Origin of the sequence: Providencia rettgeri, from assembly GCF_023205015.1 — a bacterium.
Lineage (GTDB): Bacteria > Pseudomonadota > Gammaproteobacteria > Enterobacterales > Enterobacteriaceae > Providencia > Providencia rettgeri_E.
Map to the genome: position 1 here is coordinate 284,187 of NZ_CP096258.1, position 15,763 is coordinate 299,949.

Consider the following 15,763-nt stretch of genomic DNA (forward strand, 5'->3'; position numbering starts at 1 on the left):
CATATCCTGAGTATAAATATATACAACTCACTGACAATATTGTTCTATAAATAAAATTTTTCATTATTTACCCCTTATTATCGGCAAACAGCAGTTGTTTTATATAACCCCATATAGTTCGATATGCCTGCTAAGTTATAATTTACTTGGCACTGTTGTTTCTCGTTATATTGAATAATAAAATTGCCATTTTCAGCTAAGCCAGATAAATAAATTTCACCATCATTACCCACTATATTATTTAGCTGTGGGTTATCTTTAAATATCGCCTGAGCACCAAAAGGTACGGGGTTACCATCAGCAAAGGTTAATATCATGATGGCTCGGTACCCGACATTCGCCGCAAAGCTAGCTTTCACCAGAGCACCACGGCTTGGTGCAACACTTTGGCTGGTTAACTCCATTTCCGTATTTTCAGGTAGTTCAGAAGTGTCAATATCAATCACATTTTTACGATAAGCCGTGACATAAGGCACGAGTGCATAACCTTGGTTATTAGTAACAACCCCAGCTTGGTTTAAAATGGGAACATCGCCTGCATCTGGGACTTCAACAATCGCCGCGGTTTCCCCTAATTGTTGGCCGAGTACAAGGCCGCCAGAGTGAGCCACTAAGCTACCATTCACACCGTAATAAAGGTTATAGTTGTCTTTGCTATAGCCAGTGCCGCCTGAAACTTCACCATATTGGCCTTTATAAGAGGCGTTCATATTGCCGCTCGTACCTTGTTCTTGAGTGGTGAAACCCTGCTGCATGCTCCAATTTAAGCGGTTATTGAGTTGTGAAGCGGAAAGCCCAATACTGCCTGTGCTTGGGCCGTTGCTGCTACTATTACTGTTAAAGTTGTAATAGAAGGTGTTATCAAACACGGTAAATGGCACACTGACCGAAAACGCTAATTGATGGTCATCTTCACTTTTCGTGCGGCTACCGGAAGTATATGAGTAGCTATTAGTATTTTTGTTATAGGTATAATTCAAACTATAACTGATGCCTTGCCAACTGTTGTTGTAACCCACGGTAGCAGATTGTGTTTTACGGTCACTATTCCAGTAGTCTTCATTGATGTAGCCGACAGAGATTGAACCAAAGTTATCCCCTAAGTTTTGGCTGAGGGTGATTTCACCGCGATTACGGCGTCGTTCAATTTCTGGAGCATAGTTTGTATTTCTATAACCATCAAAGACTTCCGCTAAACTATAAAAACCTTTAGTGGAATAGCGGTAACCCGCTAATGCGATATTCGTACCAATATCGTTGATATTTTTGTTATAGCGGAAGCGGTATGATTGACCTTTCTCCTTAACATCATTACTTAGCGTTGAATTTGCATGAGTAACGTCAATGGATAATGCACCAAATCGCCCAAGGTTTTGGCCTGCACCGATGGAGTAAGATTGGTAATGCTCACTCACTTGGCTACCACCATAAGCGGTAATACCATATGGTAGACCATAGATTAAGGTAAATTGGCCAAATTTTGTTTTATCAATGCTACTGTCATAAGCGCGGTATTCCCCGCCCGTTACGCTATAAGAAAAATATCCTTCACGCTGCAATACGGGTAATGAAGCAAAAGGAACGATTTGATATTGCTCGCTACCGTTGGATTCTTTGATGGTGACATGCAAATCACCGCTTCCCCCTGTTGGGTATAAGTCATTGATTTTAAAAGGGCCTGCAGCCACCTCGGTTTGGTAGATAATGTAACCATTTTGGCGGATCGTCACCTGTGCGTTGCTACGAGCAATCCCACGTACAACGGGCGCATAGCCGCGTAAACTCTCAGGGGACATATCATCATCTGTCGCAAGTTGGGCACCCCGAAATGGCACGCTATCAAAAACCATCGAAGGTGAGACACTATCCCCCAAGGTCAACTGACTTTTGATGCGATTAATACCGCGTGATGCGTAGGTATAGATGGTATCCCATTTACCGGATTGGTCGGTACTACTTGACCATGTGGTGTAATTGCGTAACCGCCATGCTCCAATATTTAAGCCAGGTCTTAAATTTACATAATGGGATGTGTTATCCGAGCCACTACTTTTACGATCGTAATTCTTAGAGCCGTTATAGCTATAATTTAATAGCAGTGCGTTGATCCCATTATCGATATTGGCTAAGTCAACGTAACCCCTTGGGTTTCTATCCAATGCGATTTGGGGGATGCTTAAATATAAACGTTGAGAATCAAACTCAAAATTACTTGTGGCATCAGGGATCGCGGCAAGGTTTACACAGTGGCTTCCTGCGGTTTGTAATTCAGGGTATTCGGCTGTTTTGATACCAAACTCTTTAATATCAGCCAGTGATAAACACGGAACTAATTGGTTACGGCTATTTTTTTCAAATTTAAGATTTTTAGCACCAATTAAGTTGGTGTTGACATAAATATCAACATAGTAATCACCCGCTAATTGTTCATTATTCTCGAACTGTGACAAATCAACCGAATCTTTATTCGGTAGCTCTAAAAAGTCAGGATCAAAGTAGACATTATTTTCTATTTTTTCTTCAGCATATAGCGATGCGGTATAGCCTAAATATAATAGCAGGCCTAGAGATATTTTATTTATTTTCATGATAAAGCCCAACTTATTTTATAGTTTTATATTTTCTTTTCGAGTGCTTCTGGCGCTGCACCATAATCATTAATAACTTCCCATTTTATTGTCCCATTACTATTTGAGTTATTAACCTCGAAAGTCGCACTTGAGAAAGGTGCCGCATAAGAAACGTCATTAGCCTTTGTTCCATTAAAACTGATGCTCTGGAAATTCATAAAATATGGCGTTGGGTTTTTAACCGTAATTTTATTTCCAGATTTTGACCACACTAATTTTTTTTGCTCTTCAATAAAATCAACATCTTTTAATCCCTTGGGGCGATAAATTAATTTCATTTGCGTTTTAAAGGCAATTTGTAATGAGTTTTCTGTTCTTTCTGTTGCTGGAATAGTTTTTATATTTAGCCAGAATAATGACTCTCTATCATTAGGTAATTTATTTTCTGTTAAAAATATTCTTAGTGCATTAGTTCTATCTGCATTTAGCCTAAATAATGGTGGTGTGATAGAAAAATCAGACTGTTTTTTTTCATCTATATTATCTATCCAAGATTGAATCAAATAAGGGATTTTATCTGGATTTTCCACACTGATGCTGACATCTTTGTTTCCCTCGTTATAAATAACACGGGTTCCACCAATAATAACACCAGCATTCGCAGTGTTTATTAGTGCCAATAAGGAAATAAAAATATAGATAATAGATTTCATAATACCACCATTGATTATTATTAGATAAGGCTTAAGTCCTTTTAAACCTTATTTATTATTTAGTTATAATTGATTGTAAAAGTTGCTGTCGCATTAGCAGGACCAGGGGTCACAGCGCTAGACTTGGCAATATAACGTGCTCTGAAATCTAAATTATTTTCTACATTTTGTTTTAATGGATAAGTTTTAGAGGCAGTAAACAATGGCACGACTTTATTCTCATCATCAGTAATTTGAATACCAACGCCAGTTGCAACGCCAGTTTCTTCTTTTAATTTAATAACTTCATCATCACCAACATAAGAATCCGCATCAAATTTCACTGAAGCCGTTGTTACGGTAGCAGGGCAATTAATTAATTTAATCGTAAATTTAGTTGCAGCAGCAGTGCTTCCTGCAGTTGGTAATGCGGTTTTAGATACTTTTCCGAGATTTACTTTTAATGCATCAGAGCCAGCAGCTAATTCGCATGCTTGGTCGATGATTTCACCTGTAAAGTCGATAGTACCATCCGCCGCTAATGCATTATTAACAGCAACGATTGAGGTTGCTGCAATTAATGATGCAAGTAAGTTCTTTTTCATTTGTTTTTCTCCAAAAGATAATTATTTATTTTTCATTGAGTATATAAAAACAATAATTACTCAACTGAAGAGTATTTTGAGACTATTTTTTAAAATAAACAAGTTTTGTTAAAATTGGAAATATATAATTAAATATTAAAGTATTTAATTTTTTTAATTGAGTTAACACATTATGAGAGAGGGGTTGATATACTATATTGAACTAAGTTAAATATAATTTTTAATGATTATTTGACTAAAGTTAAATAACGATATAAAGCTAAGAATAATTACAAGGAGGGATATAAATTTAATTTATCTCTCATATAGAGATTATTTGGAATTATCAATCTTTGGCACGTTAGGTAAAATGTAGTGATTGTTTTATTTGTATTGTCGAAAAACGAAAGTATAGTGTAATTGTCGGTTTTGGTAGGTCTAAATGTGCTCTGTCTTGTTTTTTAATTAAGTACCACTAGAGATGTAGTCTTAATTTTAGATGGTTTAACTAAGACTACATAGGCGAAGGTTGCTCTTATTTTGATAATAAAGAGCAACAACCTAAAAATATGCAACATTATTTTTTGTTGATACTATTTGTACAAATTGAAATTTTTTCTGGCGATAATAGGCTTTCTGCTTGGAGTATTTTTCTTCTATTCTGTTGATTGTTTATTGTGCTAACTGGTGCTGGAATGGCAAAATCAATAATTAATTCTTGAATATCAAGGTCGAGTATTTCAGAAATAAAATATAAAGTATCAACGTGAATTCGTATTTCCCCTAGTTCATGTCGAGATTGATGCTGCTGACTTATCCCGAGTAATGTGCTGAGTTGCTGAATACTCATGTTATGGTCTTTTCTTAGTGTGCGGATCCGTGCTCCGATAATTCTAGATGTGTTTTTTTTCATACTGATAACCAATAATGATTAAGTAAAAATACTATAAAGAAAATGATTTTTTAATTTCATAACCATTTTTAATTTTTGTTTTTTCATCTTCACTAAACGAAAAAAAGTAACTAATGTTAATATCAAAATAGTTGGAGTATTGTTTTAGCCTATCTACCGATATTCGGTTATTTCCTCGTTCATAACGTAATTGTTGTTGCTCACTAATTCCAACCGTTTTAGCGAGAGTAACAAGAGAGAGTCCTTTATTTTTACGCAATGACTTTATTTTATTACCAATGACTGCAGAGACAGGGTAATAATTGCTCATTATTTAACCTCATTGATTTTTTATTTTTAATAAGTAAAAAATGCCTTGTACCTTCAAGATACATCTATCAGGTACTATGGTTTCTATCTTGATTTAAATCATACGTATTCGAGCTATACAGTTTTCATTTGGGTATTAGTTACTATAATAGCCAGACCTTGTTAATGATAAACAAATGTAAAATCAAGGTGGCTATTAAATGAACCGCTTGTCATTCCTGATCCATAACCCGCCATTCTCGCTGATAGTGGAATGTCAATTGTGCGGGTTTGTTCATTGACCAGCGCTGCAATTTTTTCACCATTTTTTATCGTGGTTTTATTTGCATGGTGAGCTAAGTTTAATGCGACATTTTTAGCAGAGCCGGTGTTGATAAAATAGTCAGTTGTGCCTGTGTCAGGTGTGCCTTTAATCTCCATAATGGCCTCTTTAGTGCCAATAGGGCAATTTTTCAATTTAATTGAGAAATCAACCCACGGTGAAGTTTGTGTATCTCGAATATTCCAAGCATTCACTTTTTTTAGGTCAATGACATGATTGATGGTTTCTAATTCGCAAGGCATCACTGCGACATAGCCATGTACGTTGATATTAATTTGTGGGTCTGCTGCCAATAGGGGACTGGAAGCAAGACAGAATAACAGTATCATTTTCTTCATGTTATATGCTCCGGTTTATAAATAGGTGATGGTGGCGGTGATATTGGCTGAAATAGATCCAGGCACGACATTACCTACTGCGCTAAATGCACGGGTACGTAATGGGATAGCAATATCAGATTGCCCATTTAAGGGCACTTGTAATATTTTTAGATTACCTAATGGTGTGGCACCATCACCACTTTGTAATTGCACAGCGATATTCTGTGCAGTACCGAGATTTTTATATAAGCTGTTTATGTCAGCAGCATCTGCAGTGCCTGCAAATGTCAGTTTAATTTGGTTCACAAATGAAGAGCAGTTATTTAAATAAATATCAAAATTTTTCCAGTCGGATCCTGTCTGCGCGCTATTAAATATATCAACCGGTAAACGCTTTAAGTCAATATCAATATTGTTGCCGCCAGAGATATTACAGGTAGCGGCTTTGATATTGCCTGTGAAATTTAATATGACGTTATCTTCAGCATATGTATAAAAGCTAGAGATCAAGCTATTTATTATCAATAAGGAGTGCATTAAATTTTTCATTATTTAATCCTATTCATAACGAATATTAACGGTGGCTGAGGCATTTGCACTTCCGGGAGTAATTTTGTCTGCTGTTTTAATATAACGGGCTTTCCAATTAAAGATATAATCGCCCTGTGGTACACCATCTTGCTGTGTCCATTTTTTATTTAATTCTATTGGTTTTCCAAAATCATTTAATAATTGTAAAGCAATCCCAGTTGCTTTATTTTCACCAGTTAAATCTAGTTGGCCATTGGCTGCATTTTTGATTGCACTTGATGTGACTGTAACTTTAAGATTTGTACCTGCAAGACAGGATAAGGCAATTGGAATATCAACCTCATTGCTTGTATCACCAATATTCTTAAACTGGGTGTCATACCAATCTTTCATGTCAATACTTAACGTGGTGTTTTTTAGACTGCAATTTAGCACAACGATATTAAAATTGTTTTTAAAGTGAAGCCCAGCAGTTTCGACCCCGAATGCCGTCATATTCGGTGGCGTATTCCATTGATATACTCTGCCAACTCGCCCACTTTCTAATTTACCTGATTTGTTTATGGTTCCAGTTTTTTTGATAAATAATCGCCAGGACATGTTACTAAAGACGGTTCTTTCTGGAATAGGATATCTGAATGAAGCCGGAGAAACTACATTTCCTGTCTGTCGGCTTGAGTAATGAAGATCTAGGCTTACTCCTACACCAGGAACAAGATTCGAATAGCGAGTTGTTGCCCTATGCACACCAGTTCCCCAAACTAAATCCAACCAACCAATCAATTCGGGATTACATTTATCACTATTACTTGTTGTAAAGCTATAATCGCTTGAAAAAAATGGAATATCAATTGTTTCTAGTATTCCATCTTCCATGTCGTATTGGACATAAATCGTTCTATCTGGGACGTATACGTTGGATAAAATTCTAGGATTTTTTTGACAGACAGCCAAAGAATAATCCGAATAAAAAAGTGTAAGGCAAGAAATTAAAAATATCTTATTTATTAACTTATTCACTATGTTTACCTCTATGATTTACCGACATACCGCAGTAGTTTTATATAACCCCATATAATCTGAAACACCGGCTAAGTTATAATTAACCTGACACTGTTGTTTCTCGTTATATTGAATAATAAAGTTCCCACTCTCAGTTAAACCGGATAAATAAACTTCGCCATCATTACCCACTAGATTATTTAGCTGCGGGTTATCTTTAAATATCGCCTGCGCACCAAATGGAACTGGCTTCCCATCTGCAAAATTCAATACCATAATGGCGCGATAACCGACATTAGCGGTGAAACTGGATTTCACTAGCGCACCACGGCTTGGGGAGACCGACTGGCTAGTCAGTTCCATTTCCGTGTTGTTAGGTAACGCCGAAGTATCAATATCGATGGAATTTTGACGGTAGGCCGTCACGTATGGCACTAACGCGTAACCTTGGCTATTGGTTACTACACCCGCTTGGTTTAATATGGGAACATTCCCTGCATCAGGCACTTCTACCAGCGCAGCAGTCTCACCCAGTTGTTGCCCTAACACTAACCCGCCCGCGTGGGCGACAAGGCTACCGTTAGTTCCGTAGTACAGGTTATAGTTATCCTTGCTATAACTTGCGCCCCCGGAAACTTCACCATACCTGCCTTTATAGGTGGAGTTCGCATTACCAGAACTGCCTTGCCCCTGATTGGTTAAACTCTGTTGCATACTCCAATTTAAACGGTTGTTAAGGTGAGATGCTGATACACCGATGCTACTCGAACTGGAGTCTCGGCTACTGTGGTTACTGGCAAAGTTAATGTAGGCGGTATCTTCAAACAAACTGAACGGAATATTGACCGAAAAAGTAAATAAGTGGTCTTCATCACTGTATTTTTTTGCCCCAGCACTCTGGGAATAGCTGCTGGTATTTTTGTTATAGGTGTAATTCAGCCCATAACTGACCCCTTGCCAGCTATTGTTATAGCCAAGGGTTGCAGACTGGGTTTTTCGGTCACTATTCCAATAATCTTCATTAACATAACCCATTGAAATAGAACCGTAAGTATCCCCTAGGTTTTGGCTGAGGGTGATTTCACCGCGATTACGGCGGCGTTCGATTTCAGGAGTGTAAGTGGTATCACGGAAGGTATCAAACACCTCGGATAAACTGTAATACCCTTGGGTCGAATAGCGGTAACCTGCCAAAGCAATATTGGTGCCGATATCATTGAGGTTTTTGTTATATCTAAAGCGGTAAGACTGCCCACGTTCTTTGCGGTCATCACGCATTTTGGCGTGAGATTGGGTCACATCAATAGAAAGCGCGCCAAAACGTCCCATGTTTTGCCCAGCACCTATCGAATAAGATTGGTATTTTTCACTGAACTGACTCCCTCCGAACATGGTGATGCCATAGGGTAAACCGTAAACCAACGTGAACTGGCCAAATTTGGTTTTATCTACATGACTATCATAGGAGCGATATTCCCCCGCGGTGGTGCTGTAGGATAAATAACCTTCTCGCTGCAATACAGGGAGCGAGGCAAACGGCACAATTTGCACCTGTTCGCTACCGTTCGATTCTTTTATCGTCACATGTAAGTCACCACTGCTGCCCGTTGGGTAGAGGTCAGTGATTTCAAAGGGGCCAGCTGCTACATCGGTTTGGTAGATGGTGTAACCGTTTTGGCGAATGGTGACCTGTGCGTTGCTGCGGGCTATCCCACGCACAACGGGCGCATAGCCACGCAGACTTTCAGGGTACATATCATCATCGGTGGCGAGCTGCGCCCCACGAAATGGCACACTGTCAAACACCTCTGATGGAGAAACGCTGTCTCCCAAGGTTAATTGGCTTTTTATGCGGTTGATCCCACGGGAGGCGTAAGTATAAACAGTATCCCATTTATTGGGCTGCCCTGTGCTGTTGGACCACGTGGTATAGTTGCGCAGACGCCATGCCCCAATATTTAAGCCGGGGCGTAAATTGACGTAGTTTGAGGTGGTGTCTTTTCCACCTTTACGATCGGTATTTTTAGAACCGCTATAGCTGTAATTCAGTAATAGGGCAGTAATACCGTTGTCGATATCCGCAAGGTCAACATAACCCCTTGGGTTTTTCGCCAGCGCGATCTGCGGAATACTGAGGTATAACCGCTGTGAATCAAATTCAAACTGACTTGTTGCATCTGGAATGATTGCTAAGTTAACACAGCCTGTTTGGCTATTTTGTAGCTCAGGATAATCTGCAATTTTAATATCGAAGCTTTTTAAATCATCCAGAGTTAAGCAAGGAACCAATTTATTATCGGTGCCTTTATCAAACTTTAAATTTTTCGCCCCGATTAAGTTAGTGTTGACATAAATATCAACGTAATAATTACCGGCCAATTGTTGGTTATTTTCAAATTGGCTTAAATCAACAGAGTCTTTATTTGGTAGCTCTAAGAAATCAGGGTCAAAATAGATATTTCCCTCTGTCGTATTATTGTCGATGGCATTTTCAGCATATAAAGGTACCGTATAGCCTAAATAAATAAGTAGGCTAAAGCATATTTTATTTATTCTCATTTTAACAACCTAAATCAATATTGGGCTATATTTTCGCTTCACTCAGTTCAGATGCGGAACCATAATCATTAATGACTTCCCATTTCACAATGCCGTGACTTGCAGTATCGTTAATCTCAAAAGAAGTGCTAGAAAACGGTGCGGCATAAGAGACGTCATTGGCTTTTTTACCGTTAAAGGTAACACTTTGGAAATTCATAAAATACGGCGTCGGGTTTTTTACCGTAATCCTATTGCCTGTTTTTGACCAAGTTAATTTCTTTTGCTCTTCAATAAAATCAACATTTTTAATTGCAGAGGGACGGTAAATTAATTTCATCTGCGTTTTAAAGGCAATTTGTAATGAATTCTCTGTTCGCTCTGTTGCCGGGATTGTCTTTATATTTAGCCAAAATAATGATTCTTTATCTTTCGGTAAGGTATTCTCGGTTAAAAATATTCTTAACGCATTGGTTTTATCTGCGTTTAATCTAAATAGTGGTGGTGTAATGGTAAATGCAGATTGTTTTTTTTCATCAACACTGTCAATCCACGATTGAATTAAATAAGGAATTTTATCAGGGTTTTCGACACTAATACTGACGTCTTTATTTCCCTCATTATAAATAACACGAGTCCCGCCAATAATAACGCCTGCATGGGCTAAATTAATCAATAAGAATGAAGAAATAAAAAAATAAACTAAGCGTTTCATATTAGTACCATTGAATAGGGGAGTAGGGTTTAAATCCATTTAAACCCTAAAAGCCAATTAGTTATAATTAATAGTGAAGGTTGCATTACCATTTGCCGGGCCAACGGTTACTGCGTCGGATTTTGCAATGTAATGGGCTTTAAAGTCTAAGTTATTTACAACGCCATCTTTTAATGGATAAGCTTTAGAGGCCGTATATAATGGGACAACAGCATTAGCGTCATCAGTAATTTGGATGCCAACACCTGTAGCAACACCGGGTTCATCTTTTAATTTGATAACTTGGCTATCATTTAAATAGGAATCGGCATCAAATTTCACTGAAGCCGTTGTTACGGCTTTAGGGCAGTTGATTAATTTGATCGTAAATCTCGTTGCAGCCGCTGTATCTCCCGCACCTGATAATGCCGTTTTTGATACTTTCCCTAAATTCACTTTTAGTGCATCAGAACCTGCGGATAATTCACAAGCTTGGTCGGTAATTTCACCGGTAAAATCAATAGTTCCATCAGCAGCTAATGCATTATTAATGGCAAAAACAGACGATGCCGCAATTAAATAGGCAAAGACATTCTTTTTCATTTATTACTCTCCAAGAGGATATTTATATGATGAGATTGAGTTAGTGAAAATATTCAGTTACTCAACTGGTGTGTATTTTGGCTTTTATTTTAAAAATAAACAATATGAGAGTAATTTGGGCTTAATCTCCTTTTTTGATGTGGTTTTTATATATTATGTTTGATATTCACACTATGGGTTGTAGGTTTTTTATGGATATATTAAGAAATGTTATTTTTTTGATTTTAGGGTTTTTGTTGAAGATCAAAATAAAAATTAAATAATTAAATTGGATTTAACGTGGTGTTTTTTGTTATTGTTTCACGCATCATGTGTTGTGGTGGTATTTAATATATTTGGCACTTTTTTAATTGTTCATTTTGAAACAATAAATAGTCTTAAATGTATTGTAGTAAAGGGAGCATCTGAACCCAATTATCACTAATGGTTATTTTTTTGCGTTTAGATGTCTTTTTTTGATGTGGGTCAGTATGGAATTATTGAATGTTAAGATAAGCATGAAATAATAAATTAAGTCACGCCTATCTTAATAGGATAGTCAATTTTTGCGGTTATTCAATCCCAAGCTCTTTTAATTTCCGAGTTAACGTATTTCTTCCCCATCCTAATAAACGGGCGGCTTCTTGTTTGTGGCCATTTGTATATCTCAACGCACAATTTAACATGGTGCGTTCAAGTAATGGCATCGTTTGGGCGAAAAGATTTTCCTTTCCATCCATTAAGGCGCTATCAGTCCACTCTTCAAGTAATTCAAACCACTGGGCGTTAGAAATAGGATCTTGCGATGACAACGATGGTGTTGGCATGAGATTGGCTTGGGATGATTTTACTACGGTATTTGGTTGGGGATGCTCTTCAAGCAAATCATCGGGTAAGTCTTGCGGTAAAATTTCTTGGCTTGCCGCCATCACAGTTAGCCAACGGCAGACATTTTCCAATTGGCGAACGTTACCCGACCAGTAATAGCGTTGAAGAATTTTTTCGCTATCAGGGTGCAGTACCTTACTTTCTACTCCTAACTCTTTGGCGGTATTTTGCAAAAAGTAGTGGGCAAGTCGAGGAATATCTTCAACGCGCTCACGTAATGGGGGTAATTGCACTCGGATCACGTTTAGCCTGTGAAATAAATCCTCACGAAATAGCCCTTCTTTAACCCGTTTTTCGAGATCTTGGTGGGTCGCTGCAATAATCCGCACATCCACATTAACTGGGGTATAACCGCCAATACGATAGAATTGGCCTTCCGCCAGAACGCGTAATAAGCGAGTTTGTACATCAAGGGGCATATCACCGATTTCATCTAAAAACAGTGACCCATGGTTAGCTTGTTCAAATCTCCCTTGACGTACTTGAGTCGCACCCGTAAATGCCCCTTTTTCGTGACCGAATAACTCAGATTCAATTAAATCTTTGGGAATAGCGGCCATATTTAATGCAATAAAAGGGGCATCGGCACGGGGGCTGTGCTGATGTAGCGCATGGGCAACTAACTCTTTCCCTGTACCTGACTCGCCATTGATAAGCACGCTAATTGATGAACGCGATAAACGGCCAATAATACGATAAACCTCTTGCATAGCCGGTGCTTCACCGATCATGGTCGAAGAGACAACAGGAGCGGCTTGTTTAGCTTCACGGCCAGTATGGTTTTGTTCGCGGCTATGATTCAGAGCGCGCTCGACTAATGCGACAGTTTCATCAATATCGAAAGGTTTTGGTAAGTAATCAAAGGCGCCTGATTGGTAGGCATTTACGGCAGCATCAAGGTCAGAGTGTGCTGTCATGATAATAATCGGTAAGAGAGGGTGCGATTGTTTGATGGTATTCAGAAGCTCAATACCATTTGTGCCTGGCATACGGATATCAGATAACAACACATCAGGGAGTGAATTTTCTAATGCAGCGAGTACAGCATCTGCACTGTCAAAGGAGGTACAAGCGAATTTTGCATGATCGAATGCACGCTCAAGTACCCAACGGATGGAGCTATCGTCATCGACCACCCAAATTTTTCCCTGCGTCATGGTTATCCCCTATTTCTTAATTGGTAGATAAATAGAAAACTCAGTGTGGCCCGGCCAACTGGTAAATTCGATTTTTCCTGCATGTTGGTCGACTAAACTGCGAGCAATTGATAGGCCAAGTCCGGTGCCATCTGGTCGTCCACTTACCATGGGATAAAATAATGTATCCTGAATTGCCAAGGGAATACCGGGGCCGTTATCTTCAATATCAATACGTGCAGCCAATCGATAACGCTCACCTTGCAGCGTGACTTGAAATGCCGTTCGTGTACGCAAGGTGATATAACCCCCCGTTTCAGCGAGAGCTTGCAATGCATTTCGAGTGATATTAAGGAGTACCTGCTCGATTTGGTCTGGGTAATATTCTAATTCAGGCAGACTCGGGTCATAGTCTCGAATTAGCGTCACGTTATCGGGTTTTTCTAATGACACCAAGCGCGTTACATTTTCCATAATATGATGGATACTTTGCTGTGTTTTCGGCCCCGGGTATTGTGGGCCAAGTAGCCTATCAACAAGCGCTCGCAGGCGGTCGGCCTGCTCGATAATCACTTGAGTATATTCATTTAGTTGTGGGTCAGGGAGCGCTTTAGATAGTAATTGCGCAGCGCCTCGCAAACCCCCGAGTGGATTTTTGATTTCGTGAGCAAGCCCTCGGATTAATTCGCGTGCGGCAAGTTGTTGGGCATTTTGCGCGAGTTCTTGGCTAAGACGTCGCTGGCTATCTAATTGTGAAAGCTCAACTAAAATAAATTGCTCTGAAAAAGGCTGTGCGCTGAACGACATCACATGGGAATGGTTATTAAAGACCAAGGTAACTTCATTTTCGGTAAAACTGTGACCGTCTTTTAAACTATTAAGCATGAGTTCATCATTGAGCGAACAATAGCTAAATAGTAGAGGTAGTGGTGTACCGTATAGCTTGCGCTGGCTTTGGGTTAAGATCTGGAGTGCAGCATGGTTGGCATAATGGATAACCAAGTCGTAATCCAAAATTAGCACGCTATTAATGAGAGAGTCGAGAATATGTTCCGGTGCTGGCAAATGTTCGGTTTTCATGTAATGTTGCTCCTGCACTATTTTGGTGCATTATACCTGATAGACCAAACAACCGATATTTGATTTTTGTTGCGTAAATACGTTAGAGATAAAAGGCCCCATCAAAAGATGGGGCAAGTGCTTCACGGCAACAAAGACTAACAGTGGAACGGCGTGTTACACACTGTAGTACATTTCAAATTCGAGAGGGTGTGGTGCCATACGAACACGTTGGATGTCGGCACGGGTTAATTCAATATACGCATCAATAGCGTCATTCGTGAATACACCACCACGGGTTAAGAATTCACGGTCTTTATCTAATTCCGCTAACGCTTCGTCTAAAGAGCCTGAAACAGTTGGAATTTCTTTGGCTTCTTCTGGTGGTAAGTCATATAAATTTTTGTCCATCGCATCACCAGGGTGGATCTTATTGATGATGCCATCAAGACCGGCCATTAACTGGGCTGCAAACGCTAAATATGGGTTAGCAGCTGGGTCTGGGAAGCGAACTTCAATACGGCGTGCTTTGGTACTCGCGACGACTGGAATACGAATCGAAGCAGAACGGTTACGTGCAGAATATGCCAACATGACTGGTGCTTCAAAGCCAGGAACTAAGCGTTTGTATGAGTTAGTCGTTGGGTTTGTAAATGCGTTCAGTGCACGTGCATGCTTAATAATTCCACCGATGTAATACAGCGCCATTTCGGATAAACCGCCGTATTTGTCACCTGCGAACAGGTTAACGCCACCTTTAGATAAAGACATATGGCAGTGCATACCTGAACCGTTATCACCCACTAAAGGTTTAGGCATAAAGGTCGCTGTTTTGCCGTAGGCATGGGCAACATTGTGAACAACATATTTATAAATTTGGGTTTCATCCGCTTTTTTGGTCATGGTATTAAAGCGGGTCGCCACTTCGTTCTGGCCAGCGGTTGCCACTTCATGGTGGTGAGCTTCAACAACCAAGCCCATCTCTTCCATCGTGGTACACATAGCTGAACGCAAGTCTTGTGATGAATCAACCGGTGGAACTGGGAAATAACCGCCTTTTACTGCAGGGCGATGGCCTTTATTACCACCTTCGTACTTGGTGCCTGTATTCCATGCCGCTTCGATATCATCAATATGGTAGTAACTACCATGCATGTTGTTGCCAAAACGAATGTCATCAAAAACGAAAAATTCAGGTTCTGGCCCAAAGAGAACGATATCGGCAATGCCACTTGAGCGCAGGAAATCTTCCGCACGTTTTGAAATTGAACGTGGGTCTCTGTCATAACCTTGCATCGTGCCCGGTTCTAAAATATCGCAGCGAATGATCAACGTGATATCTGCATAGAATGGGTCTAACATCGCCGTTGATGGGTCTGGCATTAATACCATGTCTGATTCATTGATGCCTTTCCAGCCACCAATAGATGAACCATCAAACATCTGGCCTTCTTCAAAGAAGTCTTCGTCAACTTGATGAGCAGGGATAGTGATGTGTTGCTCTTTACCTTTAGTGTCGGTAAAACGCAGATCAATAAATCTAACATTGTGCTCTTTAATTAACGATAAAACATGTTCAGCGGACATCTCGGCTCTCCTGGTCGGGTCTAATCAACAAATCAC

Annotated in this window: 14 protein-coding genes; all 14 read right to left on the reverse strand. The window is 39.4% G+C overall.

Going from position 1 to position 15,763, the window contains the following annotated elements; translation table 11 throughout:
- Positions 1 to 77: 77 nt before the first annotated feature.
- On the reverse strand, positions 78 to 2,588 hold the full coding sequence (locus M0M83_RS01270; RefSeq protein ID WP_248467406.1) for a fimbria/pilus outer membrane usher protein: 2,511 nt from the start codon (positions 2,586 to 2,588) through the stop codon (positions 78 to 80).
- A 26-nt stretch (positions 2,589 to 2,614) separates the two neighbouring features.
- Positions 2,615 to 3,283 (reverse strand): fimbrial biogenesis chaperone, encoded by a 669-nt coding sequence (locus tag M0M83_RS01275; protein WP_213913539.1) that lies wholly within the window; start codon positions 3,281 to 3,283, stop codon positions 2,615 to 2,617.
- Between the two features lie 59 nt (positions 3,284 to 3,342).
- On the reverse strand, positions 3,343 to 3,867 hold the full coding sequence (locus M0M83_RS01280) for a fimbrial protein (protein ID WP_213913540.1): 525 nt from the start codon (positions 3,865 to 3,867) through the stop codon (positions 3,343 to 3,345).
- A 556-nt stretch (positions 3,868 to 4,423) separates the two neighbouring features.
- On the reverse strand, positions 4,424 to 4,759 hold the full coding sequence (locus M0M83_RS01285) for a helix-turn-helix domain-containing protein (RefSeq protein ID WP_248467408.1): 336 nt from the start codon (positions 4,757 to 4,759) through the stop codon (positions 4,424 to 4,426).
- 31 nt (positions 4,760 to 4,790) lie between these two features.
- Positions 4,791 to 5,069 carry a helix-turn-helix domain-containing protein gene (locus M0M83_RS01290; protein WP_213913541.1) on the reverse strand — a complete coding sequence of 93 codons (279 nt, stop codon included), beginning with the start codon at positions 5,067 to 5,069 and terminating at the stop codon, positions 4,791 to 4,793.
- 161 nt (positions 5,070 to 5,230) lie between these two features.
- Entirely contained in the window at positions 5,231 to 5,728 is a 498-nt protein-coding gene (locus M0M83_RS01295) for a fimbrial protein (RefSeq protein ID WP_125891735.1), read from the reverse strand.
- Positions 5,729 to 5,743: 15 nt separating this feature from the next.
- Positions 5,744 to 6,259, reverse strand: coding sequence for a fimbrial protein (locus M0M83_RS01300; RefSeq protein ID WP_213913542.1), 516 nt, complete (start codon positions 6,257 to 6,259; stop codon positions 5,744 to 5,746).
- A 9-nt stretch (positions 6,260 to 6,268) separates the two neighbouring features.
- Complete coding sequence (locus M0M83_RS01305) at positions 6,269 to 7,261, reverse strand: fimbrial protein (RefSeq protein ID WP_248467410.1); 993 nt, start codon at positions 7,259 to 7,261, stop codon at positions 6,269 to 6,271.
- 18 nt (positions 7,262 to 7,279) lie between these two features.
- A complete protein-coding gene (locus M0M83_RS01310; protein ID WP_248467413.1) occupies positions 7,280 to 9,802 on the reverse strand; it encodes a fimbria/pilus outer membrane usher protein in 2,523 nt (840 codons plus the stop codon).
- A gap of 25 nt (positions 9,803 to 9,827) precedes the next feature.
- A complete protein-coding gene (locus M0M83_RS01315; RefSeq protein WP_213913544.1) occupies positions 9,828 to 10,496 on the reverse strand; it encodes a fimbrial biogenesis chaperone in 669 nt (222 codons plus the stop codon).
- Between the two features lie 57 nt (positions 10,497 to 10,553).
- The gene (locus tag M0M83_RS01320; protein WP_125891730.1) at positions 10,554 to 11,078 is read right to left on the reverse strand and encodes a fimbrial protein; all 525 of its coding nucleotides are present in this window, start codon (positions 11,076 to 11,078) and stop codon (positions 10,554 to 10,556) included.
- 551 nt (positions 11,079 to 11,629) lie between these two features.
- Entirely contained in the window at positions 11,630 to 13,102 is a 1,473-nt protein-coding gene (gene glnG / locus M0M83_RS01325; protein ID WP_125891729.1) for a nitrogen regulation protein NR(I), read from the reverse strand.
- A gap of 9 nt (positions 13,103 to 13,111) precedes the next feature.
- Positions 13,112 to 14,161, reverse strand: coding sequence for a nitrogen regulation protein NR(II) (gene glnL / locus M0M83_RS01330; RefSeq protein WP_004262719.1), 1,050 nt, complete (start codon positions 14,159 to 14,161; stop codon positions 13,112 to 13,114).
- Between the two features lie 156 nt (positions 14,162 to 14,317).
- Positions 14,318 to 15,727 carry a glutamate--ammonia ligase gene (glnA, locus tag M0M83_RS01335; RefSeq protein ID WP_125891728.1) on the reverse strand — a complete coding sequence of 470 codons (1,410 nt, stop codon included), beginning with the start codon at positions 15,725 to 15,727 and terminating at the stop codon, positions 14,318 to 14,320.
- Positions 15,728 to 15,763 lie beyond the last annotated feature (36 nt).

Bases quoted from the DNA above. Each gene is read 5' to 3' on its own strand.
- glnA (WP_125891728.1), bottom strand. From the start codon at position 15,727: ATGTCCGCTGAACATGTTTTATCGTTAATTAAAGAGCACAATGTTAGA.
- M0M83_RS01300 (WP_213913542.1), bottom strand. From the start codon at position 6,259: ATGAAAAATTTAATGCACTCCTTATTGATAATAAATAGCTTGATCTCT.
- M0M83_RS01285 (WP_248467408.1), bottom strand. From the start codon at position 4,759: ATGAAAAAAAACACATCTAGAATTATCGGAGCACGGATCCGCACACTA.
- M0M83_RS01275 (WP_213913539.1), bottom strand. From the start codon at position 3,283: ATGAAATCTATTATCTATATTTTTATTTCCTTATTGGCACTAATAAAC.
- M0M83_RS01315 (WP_213913544.1), bottom strand. From the start codon at position 10,496: ATGAAACGCTTAGTTTATTTTTTTATTTCTTCATTCTTATTGATTAAT.
- M0M83_RS01280 (WP_213913540.1), bottom strand. From the start codon at position 3,867: ATGAAAAAGAACTTACTTGCATCATTAATTGCAGCAACCTCAATCGTT.
- M0M83_RS01295 (WP_125891735.1), bottom strand. From the start codon at position 5,728: ATGAAGAAAATGATACTGTTATTCTGTCTTGCTTCCAGTCCCCTATTG.
- M0M83_RS01290 (WP_213913541.1), bottom strand. From the start codon at position 5,069: ATGAGCAATTATTACCCTGTCTCTGCAGTCATTGGTAATAAAATAAAG.
- glnG (WP_125891729.1), bottom strand. From the start codon at position 13,102: ATGACGCAGGGAAAAATTTGGGTGGTCGATGACGATAGCTCCATCCGT.
- M0M83_RS01270 (WP_248467406.1), bottom strand. From the start codon at position 2,588: ATGAAAATAAATAAAATATCTCTAGGCCTGCTATTATATTTAGGCTAT.
- M0M83_RS01320 (WP_125891730.1), bottom strand. From the start codon at position 11,078: ATGAAAAAGAATGTCTTTGCCTATTTAATTGCGGCATCGTCTGTTTTT.
- M0M83_RS01310 (WP_248467413.1), bottom strand. From the start codon at position 9,802: ATGAGAATAAATAAAATATGCTTTAGCCTACTTATTTATTTAGGCTAT.
- glnL (WP_004262719.1), bottom strand. From the start codon at position 14,161: ATGAAAACCGAACATTTGCCAGCACCGGAACATATTCTCGACTCTCTC.